Genomic DNA, 15,379 nt, shown 5'->3' on the forward strand with positions numbered 1-15,379 from the left:
AGACCAAGTTTTTTACTATTTTACCGCCGTTTTCCGACTGCTTAATTAGTTTATCACTTAAATTTCTTCTTGTCAACAACTTTTTAATTTTTTTTAAAATCATTTAAAATGTTATTTAAAAAAATCTTTAAGCTATTCTGTATGTCTTAGTTCCCATGGGGAATTGCGACTTCTACATAGTATCATAGGATATATATTCTTCTCATGATAAAATATATCATAATATAAATTTATTTTTTTATCTCTTCTATTTTCTCTATTTTTCTTCATATTTTGCATAGAGATACACGTGGAATTGTTTATAGGATTAATATGAAATTACAGCTAATTTATATTAAATATGAACAAAATCCCATAGCATAAACTATGGGATTCTAAATTATTTCATCTCTACTGAGTAGATACCTTTTAATTTTTCAACTAATCCTAAAAACTCTTTATTTTGTTTTTCATGTAATAAATTAGTTGTTATCATAGGCTTAACTTCTTCTAATGGTTTTATTGAAGGCTGTTTTTTATCCTCAACTTTTATAATATGAAATCCAAATTGAGATTTAACTGGCTCACTAATTACCCCTACTTCTAATTCAAAAGCAGCTTCTTCAAATTCAGGTACCATTCTTCCTCTTCCAAATTCCCCTAAATTTCCGCCTTGCGCTTTAGATGGGCATTTTGAATGTTCCATAGCAGCATCTTCAAATGACTTGCCATTCTCTATTTCTTCTATTATTTGTTTAGCTTGTTCTTCTGAATCAATTAATATATGTTTAGCTACTACTGTTTCTTCTGATTTAAACATAGCTTGATTGTTATTGTAAAACTCTTCTATTTCATTATCATTAACTTGAACCTTATTAAAAGTTTTTGTTACTTCTAGTTGTATTAACAGGTCTCTTTTAAGAAGTTCTAATTGTTTTTTGTATTCGTCTTCATTTTCTACATTATTATCTTTAGCATAATTGTATATTAATTCATAATTAACAATTTGATCTAACAGTTGCTTTCTGCCTTCCTCTGTTTGAAAATAACTTTGATTTTGCTCTGGGAATCTAGCTATTGAAAAATCTAAATCCATCTGAGTTATTTCATTTCCATTAACTACGGCTAAAACTTTATTTTCCATAATACGTCTCCTTTATTACCTTATTGAATTATCCTATTCTCCTATCATAACATAGCCCATACAAAAACGAAATAATTTTCTAGAAATGACAGGAATTATATACTTATATATAGTAATTATATTAGATTAAAATCTTTTCATGAACAATTTTATTATAAAACAACAAAATTTTTTATTAAATTGGAGGTTAAAATTATAAATTAGATTATTATAAGTTAAAATTAAACTAGTTTTAGGAGGAATTGACTGTGAAATTTTTATTACTAACATTTATTGTATTTATAATGCTTTCTTTAGCATTATGCTCAAAATCATTTAAAAAGCATAAAATAGTGAAATTAAATAAACCCATACTAATATTGCTGTTATTCTCAATAATAATTACTGTCTCTCTTGGGGTAAATTATGTAGGTGCTTATAACAATATAGAACATACTGTTGATATTAATAACTTTTTATCACATTTAATAATAGGTAAAAATACCCCTTCTTTAGAATTGTTTAAAAATTATTTTGATAAATCAATGCTTGTGAGTATTGTTCTACTTGTAGGATACGCTTTCTGTCTTATATTTGAGACATAAACTAAAATCATATACTCTTTAGTTTTTCTTTGATTACAGAATATTTCATTTATTCAGGAAAGATTTTTGCACTATATGCTATTATCATTTTATGCTTCTATTAAGTACAAAATAAAGGAGTGCAATGATTATGGGAAAATCTTTAGTTGTTAAAATAATAAGTTTCTTTATTCTCATATGCATAGTACCATTTACACTATTTACTCTTTTCTTTGTTCAAGAAAGCAGAACTATGGAAGAGAAAAATATGAAAGAAAATCTCGGTGCACTTGCTAAAGAAAAAGCAGACGTCATTTCAAAAGACTTAGATCAAGTAGAAAGGGAAGTGGAAAATTTATCTCAATGGACAGAGTATATTTTAAATGAGAAGCAAAGTGGGAAGTCTATTCCAGGTCACTATTCTTTCGATACTAGAGGAGTGCTAGAAAGACAGATAGATAAAGAAACTTCTTTAAACACCGTTTCAAATGTATATGTACCTAATAATATTGAATTTACTGAAGAAGTAATAAATGATCTTATCAATACAGAAAAGTTAGATAATGTTTTCAAAAAAATAAAAGAAAGTAACTCTTCTATAGAATACATATATATGGTTTCAAATAATGGATTTATTAGAGTATATCCTTATTTGTCCAATTTGATCTTTGCTCCAGATCACGATCAAAGAAAAGATCCATTTTATACCTTAGTAGCACAAGAAAATAATAATAACTCTAAAGCAATATGGACTAAACCTTACTATGATTATGCTGGAAAAGGATGGGTAATTACCTGTTCTCATCCTGTTTATATAAATGAAAATTTTAAAGGGATTGTATGCATAGATGTTTCTTTAAACAAAATTAAAAAGACGCTTGCAGATTTTAGTTTAGGCGATTCAGGATTTGCCTTTATAATAGATCAGGAAGGAAACGTTATCTATCATCCAGAGTATATGAGGACAAGTCCTATACAAGGTGAGCTGCTTAATACTAATATTTTCAAACAGCAAATTAGTGAAGATTATGAAAAAATACTATCTAGTATGACATATGGTGAAAAAGGGCTGCTGTTATATGATAAAGAATCGGAGGAACACATCGTTTCTTTTGAACCAATTAATAACTTAGGATGGAGCATAGGTATAGAAGTTAATAAGAATGACTATGTAGTTGGTTTTAAAAATTTAGCATCAAAGTTTTGGTTAGCTATAATACTTATTATATTTATGCTTTTACTTATGGGAGTTCATCTCTCTTTAAAAATAACAAATCCTATTTTAACCCTTACTCAAGATGCTAAAAAAATAGCTAATGGAAAATTTGGTGAGACTGTAAAAGTAACTTCTAAGGATGAAATAGGTATTTTAGCTGACTCCTTCAATACCATGAGTAGAAAAATTGAGGAATATACAGAAAATATAATTAGAAATAAGAATCAGTTAGAAACTCTTTTTAATAGTTTTAGTGGAATAATGATGATTTTAGGACCAAATTATCAAATTAGAAGAATTAATCATAAGGGTTTAAATATAGCTAAAAAAAGTTTTAAAAATGACGATGTTATAGGTATGTTTTGTTACCAAGTTTTTAATGCGTCAAATTGCCCTTGTGAAGATTGTCCTATAATAAATACATTAGAAACTAGATCTGAATATAAAAGCGAAATTTTAAGAAACTCAGAAGTATATCATCTTTGGTCGTTCCCTGTATATGATAGTCTAGGTAATATTGATGAAATAGTTGTACATAGTAGAAAAGTAACGGAACAAGTTATGCTCGAAAAAGAACTCATTCAAGCTGAGAAAATGGCTGCAATTGGGCAAATGTCTGCTGGAGTTACTCATGAATTAAAAAATCCTTTAGCTGTAATAAAAGGTGCTTCATACTTACTTAATTCTTGTGATAATACCCATAAAGATGAAATAGCTAAAGAAGCAATTGAAGAAATAGATACTAACATCATAAGAGCTGAGAAAATTATTTATAATCTTTTAGATTTCTCTCGTCCTTCAGATGAAAAAATAAAAAAAATAGAAGTCAAAAATCTTGTTGAGCAAGTACTGCTTTTAGAGAGAACATCTATCATTAAAGGAGATATTGATGTAATTATAAACTTACCTAATGAACCACTATATGTATTTGGTAAATCTAGTTCTATAAAACATGTATTTTTGAATCTCATTACTAATGCAGTCCAAGCAATGCCTGGAGGCGGGAAGCTAAATATCAGCGGAAAAAGCCTAAATAATGAAAAAACAGAAATATGTTTTTCTGATACAGGTTTAGGAATATTAGAAGAAAATCTAGACAAAATATTTAAACCTTTTTTTACTACAAAAGAAGCAGGTAAAGGTACAGGTCTAGGGCTATGGATTGTAAATAAAGAGATTGAAAAACATGGGGGGGAAATTAAAGTACAAAGTAAATACAAACATGGGACAACCTTTGCGATTATACTCCCTTCTAAAGAAAGGTGTGATACAAATGCCTAATAAACTGAATAAAATTTTAATTATAGATGATGATGAAAGTTTTTTAAAAATTCATTCTAGAATTTTAAAGTCTAAAGGATATGATGCCAATACAGCTATTAATGGAGAGTATGCTCTTAATATGCTTAGGAATGAACCTTATGCTGTAGTTATATGTGATATTGTAATGCCAGGCATTGGTGGTATTGATGTATTAAATAAAATTAAAAATGAATATACTGATATTCAAGTAATTATGCTTACAGGTGAAGCTTCAATCTCAGGTGCAGTTGAAGCTATGACCTTTGGTGCTTATACCTATCTTGTAAAACCTTTAAATATAGAAGAATTTCTTTTAAACGTGGAAAGAGCAGTAAACTTTTATAACTTAAATACTGAGAATAGGGTACTAAAAAATAAAATTGAAGCAATGGAAAAAAGAGTACAGTTATTAGGTAATAGCGCTGAAATTGAAGAAATTAAAAGAAACATTAATATTGTTGCGCCTACAAATTCCACTATATTAATTACCGGTGAAAGTGGTACAGGAAAAGAAGTCGCTGCTAATCTCTTACATCAAAATAGTTCTTGTAGTGATGGTACTTTAGTAAAAGTAAATTGTGCAGCCTTGTCCGAGAGTATTCTAGAAAGTGAATTATTTGGCCATGAAAGAGGAGCTTTTACAGGAGCAATATCAACGAAAATTGGACGATTTGAAATGGCGGATGGTGGAACTCTTTTTCTTGATGAAATTGGTGAAATTTCTCCAAAGCTTCAAAGTAAACTTCTTAGGGTGTTGCAAGAGAAGGAATTTGAGCGTGTAGGAGGCACTAAAATTATTAAAGCCAATTTTCGCTTAATAGCAGCTACTAATAAAAACTTACCTGAAGAAGTAGCTAAAGGTACTTTTAGAGAAGATCTTTTTTATAGAATAAACGTAGTTCCTATTCATATGCCACCATTAAAAGATAGACTTGAAGATATCCCCATATTTCTTAATCACTTTCTCCAGTATTTTTGTAGTGAAATGCGCAAACCTTTTATAGCTTTTTCTAACGAAGCATTGAAAATTCTTATGGAGTATAGTTGGCCTGGAAATATCCGTGAGTTAAGAAATCTAGTAGAGAGGTTAGTAGTCTTTTCTTCTAGTACAATAATTCATACTTATGATTTGCCAAAAGAAGTAAAAAATGAGGAAATAACTAATATTGAAGATGATAGAATACCTTTTCTTGAAGCGAAAAAAATTTTTGAAAAAAACTATATAACTCAAGCCTTAAAAAGAAATAACTGGAATATTTCTGCTACCGCAAAACAAATAGATATTGCTAGAAAAAATCTGCAATTGAAAATTAAACAATTAGATTTATCAAAAGATGATACAAAAATGTAGCACCATGTAACTAAAAGGTGTCATATATAACTAAGATATTTAGTAAAAGTCTTAGCTTCTTAGACACCTTAAATTAGCAATTATAACAAAATAACATAACTTTTCAATAAAAAAGCAAGGAAATTACTAAGTTTCCTTGCTTTTTTAAATTGGCATGTCACTTGCTTTATATAATTTTAGAACCTACAAATTTATATGATAATTAAGGAGGATTATAAAAATGAAAACAAGAGAAAAATTTATATCTTATTACTATGAAACATTAAAAGATTTACCAGAGGTAACATTAGACCCCAAAAAAACTGCACTTTTAATAGTTGACATGCAAAATGAATTCATACTTAGAGATTTTGGCGAAGCACTGGAATTTAAAGCTGCAGGAGAATGGGAACGCTGGATTCCTTTTCATGATAGATTGGATAATATTGTAATACCAAATAATCAACGTCTTTTGAAATTCTTCCGTGACAAAGGATTAACTGTAACTTTTGGACGCATTGCTTGTCTACGTGAAGATGGTGAAGACAGGTCACCTGTTCAAAAATCAGAAGGCTGGAATAATATTCTTCTTCATGTTGATAGCTTTGCTGCACAAATGATTGAAGAATTAACTCCTCTGAAAAATGAAATAGTAGTTAATAAAACTACTGATAGTGTTACAACTGGTACAAACTATCTTCAAATATTAAAATTCATGGGTATCGAAACTGTTGTAGTTACAGGAATAGTTACAGATCAATGTGTTGGAAGTACAATAAGAGGCCTTGCAGATGCTGGCCTAAAAGTTATTTGTGTTGAAGATTGTTGCGCCGCAAGTTGTATGGAACTTCATAATATGGAACTTAAAATAATGAACTTAGTATACTGCGATATATTAAACACAGATGAAACAATTGAGTTGATAGAAAAAAATCTATAAAACTCTATTTATATAATTAACATATCTATTTATGCAGATAATTGTTTTATTAAACTAAGTTTAAAGGTAATTATCTGCATATAAATTTTAAAAGTAATTTTTAATAGAAATAAATATCCTTGAAAGTAAAATTTATAATAATCATTAAAGATATTTGATATTTTTAATATATTAATTTGTAAACTCTAAGATAAACGGAGGAGATTTAAATGAAAAAAGCTGATTCAGAAGATAAAAATTCTGGTTATAAAGATGAGTTAAAAAGAGTTTTGACATTAAAAGACTTAACTATATATGGAATTGCTTTTATGACTCCTATTGCACCAGCATATATCTATGGTGCAGCATCACAATTAACAGGTGGAATGCTAGCATTGGCATATCTTTGTGCAATGATAGCAATGCTATTTACAGCTTATAGCTATGGTCGCATGGCAGCTGCTTTTCCTGTGGCTGGATCAACTTATACATATACTCAACGTGCTATTAGCCCATATCTTGGTTTTTTAGCTGGGTGGTGTATGTTCATGAGCTATGTTTTAGTTCCATTGATAGTATTTATGGTAGGTGCAGCCTATGCTAATGTGGCAATACCATCCGTTCCTTATTGGGCATGGGTACTTATCATAGGTGGAATAACTACTTTTGTAAATTATTTTGGTGTGGAGATTGCTGCTAAGGCAAATCTTTATTTAGTAGGATTAATGGGTGCTATTGTAGTAATATTTGTGTTTATCTGTGGAAAGTCGGTCTTAGCTGGAGTTGGTGAAGGAACATTATTATCAATTAAACCTTTTTATAATGAAAGTACTTTTTCAGTTTCCACTCTTATAGCTGGTGGTGCAATTGCTTGTTTCTCTTTCCTTGGCTTTGATTCTATAACTACTATGGCAGNNGCCCTTATTTCCTGTATTGTAGGTGGATTAATCTTTATAGTTCAAGCTTATGTTATACAATTAGTATGGCCTGATTATTCAAGCTTTGCATCTTCAGATACTGCTTTATTTGAAGTGGCTAAACTTGCAGGAGGAGCATTATTAGCAGGACTTTATACTTTTGCAGTTGTTATTTCTACACTTACTGCAGGACTTACAGGACAATCTAGTGCTGCACGGTTACTCTTTGGTATGGGAAGAGATGAAGTATTACCAAAAAAATTCTTTACTCATTTACATCCAAAATATAAAACTCCAACTTATAATATTTTTATAATGTGTACTATAGGAATTATAGGTGCTCTTACCCTTAATATATCCTTAGTGACAGAACTATTAAATTTTGGTGGTCTTGTTGGTTTTATGTGTGTAAATCTTTCTGTAATTGTATATTACTTTATTAAAAAGAAAGAGAGAAGGATTCTTTTTAATTTAATAATTCCTGCTTTAGGCTTTGTTGTATGTTTCTATCTATGGATTAATTTGTCAACCTTTGCATTAACTGTAGGCTTTGCTTGGCTTTCTTTAGGAGTAATTTATGGAATTATACTGTCAAAAACATCTAAAAAGAAATTGCCAATGATAAATGATATGTAATAGAAATTTATAAATATGAGTTTTTCTTATTAAAATAATAATGCCAATATCCTCAATGGATATTGGCATTATTTTTAATAAATTTATCAATTCTAATTTTCTATCAAGTATTAACTATATATGTTTATACCTTGAATATCTTAGAATCTATACCTTTGGCAATTATACACTTAACTATATTTTTTATAAAAATATATAGACTACTGATTAAGTATTAATAGTCTATATAAATTAGTTTATATGTGATAATTAGGAACTATAACAAAAATCATATTAATATGATTTTTGCCATAGTTAATTTTTATTATAAGAATTTATCAATTACTACCTAAATTAAAAACTTAAAGCTGTAATCTTATAAAATAAAAATTAGTAAATATCTTCAATAGAATTAAGTTATTATATTGTATATTAATGTAACGTAAATATATTACTCTTGTCTATTTAGATTCTCATTTGGAAAACAGCAAATTACTATATCAAGATGTTCAATACTACAAAAATAATCACATATTGAAATATCTTTATCTGTAAATAAAACCTATTCTTATATATTCTCATATTACTTTATAGAAAATATTTTACAAAAAATAAAAAACTCTTACTTTAAAAGTAAGAGTTATGGTGACTCCTAGGGGAATCGAACCCCTGTTACCACCGTGAAAGGGTGGTGTCTTAACCGCTTGACCAAGGAGCCAAAGCTTTGGTGGCTCACCGGGGGATCGAACCCCGGACACCATGATTAAAAGTCATGTGCTCTACCGACTGAGCTAGTGAACCATTTGGCTGGGATAGCAGGATTTGAACCTACGAATGCCAGAGTCAAAGTCTGGTGCCTTACCGCTTGGCGATATCCCACTATGTATATATGGGGTGACCGATGGGATTCGAACCCACGACATCCAGAGCCACAATCTGGTGCTCTACCAACTGAACTACGGCCACCATATATATGGTGCGTTTTAAGGGATTCGAACCCCTGGCCCACGCCTTAGAAGGGCGTTGCTCTATCCAGCTGAGCTAAAAACGCATATTTTGGAGCGGGTGAAGGGAATCGAACCCTCGTAACTAGCTTGGAAGGCTAGCACTCTACCATTGAGTTACACCCGCATATTAGGTTTTAAAATTAGTGGTCGGGGTGACAGGGATTGAACCTGCGACCTCATGGTCCCAAACCACGCGCGCTCCCATCTGCGCCACACCCCGAAGATTTCACTTCATTTTATTAGCTTGTCGACTTGTTGTTTTCTCCTGACGACAATGATTATTCTACATCATTTATTTTTATAAGTCAACACCTTTTTGAAACTTTTTATAAAAATTTAGGTAATTTTTTTAGTAAATCTTGCTAACATTTGAAAAGTAATGTATTAAATTATCTTATATTTCAATAATTTGCGGGTTAATCTTACTACCATTTATGTTGATAATACATACAGTTTTAATTCTATTTCTAGGCTGTGATGGGCTTCCAGGATTTATAAACCATATTCCATCTTCATATTCTATCTTTGATACATGAGAATGACCATATAGTACAATATTAGCCCCTATCTCCATAGCTTTATATCTTAGCTTAAAAGTATTTATTTTAACACCATATTTGTCACCATGTGTTAAAAATATAGTATTACTACCTATCTGCTCTATTCTTTCTTCACAAATATTGCTATAAAAGTCACAATTGCCTCTTACAGCTATAATCTTTCCGTCATATATTTCTTCAATATAATTTATATCGTTAGCATAATCACCTAAATGAAATATTACATCACAATCTTTTAAAATCTTCATAGCGTCTTCTATACTTTTTAAGCTCCCATGCGTGTCACTTATTACGCCTATTTTCAATATGCATTCCTCCTACTGAAGTATTAAAATTAGAACAATAGTATAATATTATCGCCATAAAAAATCAATACATTTAATTGAGAATTAACAATGGACAATTTTATTTAATGCATAATTAGTTAAAGAAATTAATTCACAAAGAATTAATTGTAGCCATAATTGTCAATTGTTCATCGTCAATTCTCCATTGTCTAATCTACATATTTAGTTAATTCCACTTTTAAACTTTCTAGTGCTCTTCCTCTATGACTCATAGAGTTCTTTACTTGTGAACTTACTTCTGCAAAGGTTTTCCCTAAACTCTCCACATAAAATAATGGATCATATCCAAAAGCATCTTTTATTTCTATGTACTGTTCTTTTATTTTTCCTTCTACCTTGCCTTCAACCTTTATTATGTTTTCTTCATTTACAATTAAAGCCATAGCGCAAACAAAAGCAGCATCTCTTTTTTCAAAACATACTCCTTCAAGCTCTTTTATAAGCTTTTTATTATTAGCCACGTCATTACCATGTTCTCCACTATATCTTGCTGAATAAACTCCTGGTGCTCCATTTAGCGCGTCTACCATTAACCCTGAGTCATCTGCCAATACCATATTTTCTTTTGATATATTATGTATAGCTTTAGCCTTTATTAATGCATTTTCCATAAATGTAGTACCATTTTCTTCAACATCAATATCTATTCCTGCTTCTTTTAGCCCTAAAACTTCTAATGGGAACTCTTTAAGCATCTCTTTTATCTCTTGTATTTTATGATTATTATTACTTGCTATTATTAATTTTTTCATATTTTCCTCCATATGACTACAATATTTTGTTTTAATTTAAAATATTTTAAAAAGTTCATCTCTTTCTGGTGGTACTATTTCAATTTCTATTTGTTTATCAACCAATATACCTTTTTCTTTTGTAAGACATCCTATAATAGTAGCTTCTATACCGCTCTCAGCCATTTTTTTTACTAGTTCTTCTCCATTTTCAGTTGTTATTACCATGCTTCCTGAAGAAATAAATTTTAATGGGTCTATGCCAAACTCATCACAAAGTTTTTTAGTAATATTAGAAATAGGCATTTTTTCTTTATAGACTTTAAAGCCTACATTACTAGCCTTTGCCATCTCCCATAATGCTCCTAATGCTCCTCCCTCTGTAATATCATGCATAGAATTTGCTCTATTATCTCCAGCAATTTTCCCTTCTTTTACAACACTTATACTCTCAACATATGATTTTGCTATATTTATTTCTTCTTCTGTAAGAACTTTTTTACATTTATCATAAAAATCATTAACTAAAATCGAAGTACCTTCTAAGCATAATTTCTTAGTTATTATGATAGAATCTCCAACTTTAGCTCCTGAAGTGGATATAGCGCTATTCTTTTTCCCTTTACCTATGGCAGTACAAGATACTACAATTTTATTTACTGCTTCCGTAATTTCTGTATGCCCTCCTAATATTTCAACATTTAATTTCTTCGTCTCTCCATCAATTTCATTCATTATTTTTTTTATATCCTCTAAGCTAGAAGTAGGCGGCGCTAAGATTGTTACAAGTATACCTACAGGTTCAACTCCACAGGAAGCAATATCATTACAATTTATATGTACTGCAATTTTCCCTATATTTTCATCTGCTCCTGTCACCGGATCAGTAGAAACAACACATTCAAAGTCTCCGTATTCTATAACTGCACAATCTTCACCAATCCCGTTTCTAACCCTAACATCATCTCTTTTTATACTTTTATTTTTATCAATAATATATTTTAAATCATCCCAATTTAGCTTTCCAACTTCCATTTTAATTCTCCTTTAACCTTCTCTAAAGTAAATAGTTAGCACATTTTTCCATTTACCATCATATTATTAAATATAATCAATATTATGGTGGTGTTACGTTGAAATATATAGGACCGTTCTTACGAATTAATATTTTAGATAACGAAAACATAAAAAGTCAACTCTTTTACTTATCTAAAGAATCTATAGCACACATAGTTCTAGGCTCTAGTTGTGGAATTGTTTCACCAAGTGAACATTTGAGGAATAAAATATTACCTACAAATGATGATAGCATAAACGATGTAAATTCTCCACTATTAAGCCTATATAAAAAGGCCGATGGAAAACTAATAAATAATAATGAGAAACTTAAATGGAATGATAGAAAATTTAAAAAAGAAATAACCATTGCTTCTAATGCTTATATGACTTTAAGCCTCTTAGAGCTAGCAGATTATTATAATGATTTTATAGATATTGACAATGATAAATACTCACTTAAAAATTATTATCTAGATTTGGCAAGAGAACAACTTGAATTTTATGCTCTAAACTGTAGAAATAATGAAGGAGTTTTTATTGATAAGATAGATGACACTGATCCATTATTAGGTCAATATACCCTTCGTGATAAGGATACTAAATTTAAATTTTCTAATCAAGCATTACTAATGGCTGCTTACTATAAATATTCCACCTATGATAAAATTAGTGAAAACAATCAATTTAAAAATTTTGCCCTAGATATACTTAATATGTTTGAACAATTTAAAGAGGAAATCTATAATGTTTCTCACGATGAATTAGTAAAAATTTGTTTTGCTTTTAACATTTTTTATAAATATTCTAAATTAGATGAAGCATTAGTTTTACTTTTAGATTTTTCAGAACTTATGCTTGAAAATCTAAGGCATATTCCTATATCATCCCTAAGGGAAAATTTAGATACTACTTGTTTACTTTATATAAATTGCATGATTTTATATAAAACTACAAATATCAAGAAGTTTAAAGATGAAAGTCAAAAAGCATATTCTATACTGGAAAGTCTTTACCAAGGTGACAATGGTATTTTCGTAAAAAATTTTCAAGAAAAAGAAAATAAATTTACCGCAGATGAAATAATGTTATATTTGCATGCGATGATGCTTCATTATGATATAGAAAAAGATGAAGGAGAAAATCCTGATAACTCATTAGTTCATAATATATATAAAAATCAAGTAATCGGTTCAGGATTAATTTTAAGCTGGCCTGAAGCTCCTACTTTAGATGACGTAGAAAGATATAGGAATTTTTCATCTAAAACAGATGATCTGCTTCAAGATGAATTTTTTAGAATGTCATCAATGTCTACGCCTGAAAGTAATGAATTGGCGCCAATTTTTACAAAGTATGTAACTTATAATAATAAAAAAGAGACATTTAAACCTAGTAAGCCAAGCTTTGATGCCTATAGAAATATGCTTATTTTTTATGCTACTTTATTTATTAAAACTATATAAGATTTTATAGCTTTGCAAGTTTAAATTTCTATATTAAACTTGCAAAGCTATTTTAAAAACTATTAATTTATATAATTATTTAGTTTTAACTATTCAATATTATTTATTGCTAGAATTTATAAATGATAATATTTTTGCCCCTTTGTTTTAAGAATATATCTTAAATTTTCAACTACTTATTTTGTTCAGCCATCTTATCATCTAATATTATATTATCAAATATTATATTTCCGTCTCTTGTCATCTGTATTCCTCGGATATATGGCTTTCTGCAAATCACTGTATTCAAATTGTATATAGGTATAGATGGCAAATGCTGCCTTAAAATCTTTTCACAACTTAAATATAGTTTTTTTCTTTCTTCTGAATTTAGTTCATCTTTTGCTTTGTTTAACAGCATATCATATTCATTGTTAGAAAATCCGTAATCATTCTCTTCAGAAAAGCTACTCCATAATTCAAAATAAGATAATTCATCACTATCTTTAAAAGAATGAGCTTGTAATATCATATCGTATTTGCCTTCTTTTATGACTTTCTCTCTCTCTGATTTTTCATAAGGTATTATTTCTATATTTATTGACAAGTCTTCTTCAATATCCTTTACTATATCCTCCGCAATTCTTTTCTCAAGAGAATTGTTTTCATAAAGCAATGTCAGAATATTTTCCTTAGAATAGCTACTTGCAGATAAAAATTTTTCTCCTAGTGATTTGTTACCATAAGTATTAAAAATTTGTTCTTTACTTATTGTATAAGCTGAAGCTGCCACTGCAAAATCCTTTGACATTTGTTGTGCAATATAGTCTTTTGATATAGAACTATTTATAGCATTTCTAAAATTTATATCCTTTGATATTCTTTTTTCTTTTAAATTAAAGTTAAGATAAATACTTGTATGTCCTGAAAATCCTTCTAATTTATTTTCATCTGTCAATCTTAAGTATTCATTAATAGGAGGATTCATTATTATATCTATATTATCTTTATTTTCTTCTACTTCAAAATAAGCCAGCGCTTTTTCCCTATCTTCTATAAATGTGAATACTATTTTTTCATCAGTGATTTTTTTATTATTATAATAATTAGCATTTTTACTTATAATAACCTCTCCATTATCCTTTATATTTTCAATAATAAAAGCACCACTATATAAGATATTCTTATAGTTATTTTTATAATCATTTTTTAAACTATCATAACTTCTAAGTCCCATGACAGGACTAGCTAAAATACTTAGTAAGTCATTAGAAGGTTTATTTAGTCTAATGCACAGTATATTATCATTTTTAGAGGTTATAGCCACTTTAGAGAACGGTATTTTTCCTTCTCTAAAATCTTTAACACCAAAAACTATATCGAAGTCTTTACTATAGACATTATTTTTATCTTGAAGAAATTCTTCAAAAAATTCCACAAATTCTTCAGCAGTTATAGGTTTTCCATTACTATACTTAGCATCATTTCTTATTTTAAAATTGTACTCTATTTTATCTTCACTTATTTCATAGCACTCTGCTAAAGCTGGTTCTATATTATCATTAATATCTTTTTTAACCAGCCCTTGAAATAGTGCTAATAACAAATCTTTTTCTCTTACATTTGTAGAAGATGTCATAATTAAATTGTTAGGTCTTTTCTCCATATTATAAACTATATAATCTTTTTCTATATTTTTTACAAACATATTATCTGCATCCTCAATGGAAATAGAAAATATACAGATCGTAACTAAAAATATTGCAAATATTATTTTTTTCATAACTCTCATTCCTCAATACCATATTTCATTTATTAATTATTTACAAATTATATATATTAATTCAATTCATATAATAAAATTTTATAACATACAAATACTAAATAGAGTAAATATATGATATAATACTAAATAATAAAAATCATGATCTGTATAAAATCCTGTTTATATAAATGGTTAGTTTACTGGAGGTAAGATAATGTTAACATTATTACTTAAAATTTTGGGAATAATTGCTCTTTTCACTTTTATACTTTTGGGGATATGGAGTTTTGTAATCTTTAATCAATTTTTCCATCAAACAAGATATAGAAATTATCTTTTAGAAAAACTTTCTCATAATATTTATAGATTAACAAAAGCTATTGAAAGTAATAATATGGTTGTTAATTATGACCAAGAGGATGAAACTTCAGAGAAAAAAGATTTACGTGAGAATATATCTAAAGAGAGCATGTAATAAAAAAA

12 protein-coding genes and 7 tRNA genes are annotated in these 15,379 nt (G+C 28.7%); 7 read left to right on the forward strand and 12 right to left on the reverse strand.

From position 1 onward, the window contains the following. Positions 1-379: 379 nt before the first annotated feature. Positions 380-1,123 (reverse strand): peptidylprolyl isomerase, encoded by a 744-nt coding sequence (locus tag B2W91_RS17120; RefSeq protein ID WP_291583149.1) that lies wholly within the window; start codon positions 1,121-1,123, stop codon positions 380-382. Positions 1,124-1,371: 248 nt separating this feature from the next. Between B2W91_RS17120 and B2W91_RS17125 the strand changes: the two genes are divergently transcribed. From B2W91_RS17125 to B2W91_RS17145, 5 genes are all read left to right on the forward strand, one after another. Next, complete coding sequence (locus B2W91_RS17125; protein ID WP_291583150.1) at positions 1,372-1,707, forward strand: hypothetical protein; 336 nt, start codon at positions 1,372-1,374, stop codon at positions 1,705-1,707. Between the two features lie 130 nt (positions 1,708-1,837). Then, entirely contained in the window at positions 1,838-4,183 is a 2,346-nt protein-coding gene (locus B2W91_RS17130; protein ID WP_291583152.1) for a cache domain-containing protein, read from the forward strand. Then, positions 4,176-5,555: a sigma-54-dependent transcriptional regulator gene (locus B2W91_RS17135; protein WP_291583154.1), complete on the forward strand. Its 1,380-nt coding sequence runs from the start codon at positions 4,176-4,178 to the stop codon at positions 5,553-5,555. The genes B2W91_RS17130 and B2W91_RS17135 overlap by 8 nt, the downstream gene beginning before the upstream one ends. Positions 5,556-5,775: 220 nt before the next feature. Continuing rightward, positions 5,776-6,474 (forward strand): cysteine hydrolase family protein, encoded by a 699-nt coding sequence (locus B2W91_RS17140; RefSeq protein ID WP_291583156.1) that lies wholly within the window; start codon positions 5,776-5,778, stop codon positions 6,472-6,474. Positions 6,475-6,782: 308 nt separating this feature from the next. After that, on the forward strand, positions 6,783-8,006 hold the full coding sequence (locus B2W91_RS17145) for an APC family permease (protein ID WP_422653279.1): 1,224 nt from the start codon (positions 6,783-6,785) through the stop codon (positions 8,004-8,006). A 622-nt stretch (positions 8,007-8,628) separates the two neighbouring features. Here B2W91_RS17145 and B2W91_RS17150 read toward each other — a convergent pair. From B2W91_RS17150 to B2W91_RS17195, 10 genes are all read right to left on the reverse strand, one after another. Continuing rightward, positions 8,629-8,703 (reverse strand) — tRNA-Glu (locus B2W91_RS17150). A 7-nt stretch (positions 8,704-8,710) separates the two neighbouring features. Next, positions 8,711-8,786: transfer RNA gene (locus B2W91_RS17155), tRNA-Lys, on the reverse strand. 3 nt (positions 8,787-8,789) lie between these two features. Further along, positions 8,790-8,864 (reverse strand) — tRNA-Gln (locus tag B2W91_RS17160). Positions 8,865-8,875: 11 nt separating this feature from the next. Continuing rightward, a tRNA-His gene (locus B2W91_RS17165) sits at positions 8,876-8,951 on the reverse strand. 8 nt (positions 8,952-8,959) lie between these two features. Next, a tRNA-Arg gene (locus B2W91_RS17170) sits at positions 8,960-9,036 on the reverse strand. A gap of 6 nt (positions 9,037-9,042) precedes the next feature. Beyond that, a tRNA-Gly gene (locus tag B2W91_RS17175) sits at positions 9,043-9,116 on the reverse strand. 20 nt (positions 9,117-9,136) lie between these two features. Next, positions 9,137-9,212: transfer RNA gene (locus B2W91_RS17180), tRNA-Pro, on the reverse strand. A gap of 174 nt (positions 9,213-9,386) precedes the next feature. Beyond that, the gene (locus tag B2W91_RS17185; protein ID WP_291583160.1) at positions 9,387-9,857 is read right to left on the reverse strand and encodes a metallophosphoesterase; all 471 of its coding nucleotides are present in this window, start codon (positions 9,855-9,857) and stop codon (positions 9,387-9,389) included. Between the two features lie 191 nt (positions 9,858-10,048). After that, the gene (locus tag B2W91_RS17190; protein ID WP_291583162.1) at positions 10,049-10,651 is read right to left on the reverse strand and encodes an XTP/dITP diphosphatase; all 603 of its coding nucleotides are present in this window, start codon (positions 10,649-10,651) and stop codon (positions 10,049-10,051) included. A 36-nt stretch (positions 10,652-10,687) separates the two neighbouring features. After that, a complete protein-coding gene (locus B2W91_RS17195; RefSeq protein ID WP_291583164.1) occupies positions 10,688-11,665 on the reverse strand; it encodes an AIR synthase family protein in 978 nt (325 codons plus the stop codon). Between the two features lie 98 nt (positions 11,666-11,763). Here B2W91_RS17195 and B2W91_RS17200 point away from each other — a divergent pair, with 98 nt between their 5' ends. Then, on the forward strand, positions 11,764-13,152 hold the full coding sequence (locus B2W91_RS17200; protein WP_291583165.1) for a hypothetical protein: 1,389 nt from the start codon (positions 11,764-11,766) through the stop codon (positions 13,150-13,152). Positions 13,153-13,324: 172 nt separating this feature from the next. On the opposite strand, the gene B2W91_RS17205 is transcribed toward B2W91_RS17200, so the two are convergent. After that, positions 13,325-14,914, reverse strand: a complete 1,590-nt coding sequence (locus B2W91_RS17205) for a peptide ABC transporter substrate-binding protein (RefSeq protein ID WP_291583166.1) — start codon at positions 14,912-14,914, stop codon at positions 13,325-13,327. A gap of 196 nt (positions 14,915-15,110) precedes the next feature. On the opposite strand from B2W91_RS17205, the gene B2W91_RS17210 reads away from it, so the two are divergent. Beyond that, positions 15,111-15,371 carry a hypothetical protein gene (locus tag B2W91_RS17210; RefSeq protein ID WP_291583168.1) on the forward strand — a complete coding sequence of 87 codons (261 nt, stop codon included), beginning with the start codon at positions 15,111-15,113 and terminating at the stop codon, positions 15,369-15,371. Positions 15,372-15,379: the final 8 nt, after the last annotated feature.

Origin of the sequence: Clostridium sp. UBA6640 (assembly GCF_002455975.1) — a bacterium.
Classification (GTDB): Bacteria; Bacillota; Clostridia; order Clostridiales; family Clostridiaceae; genus Clostridium_J.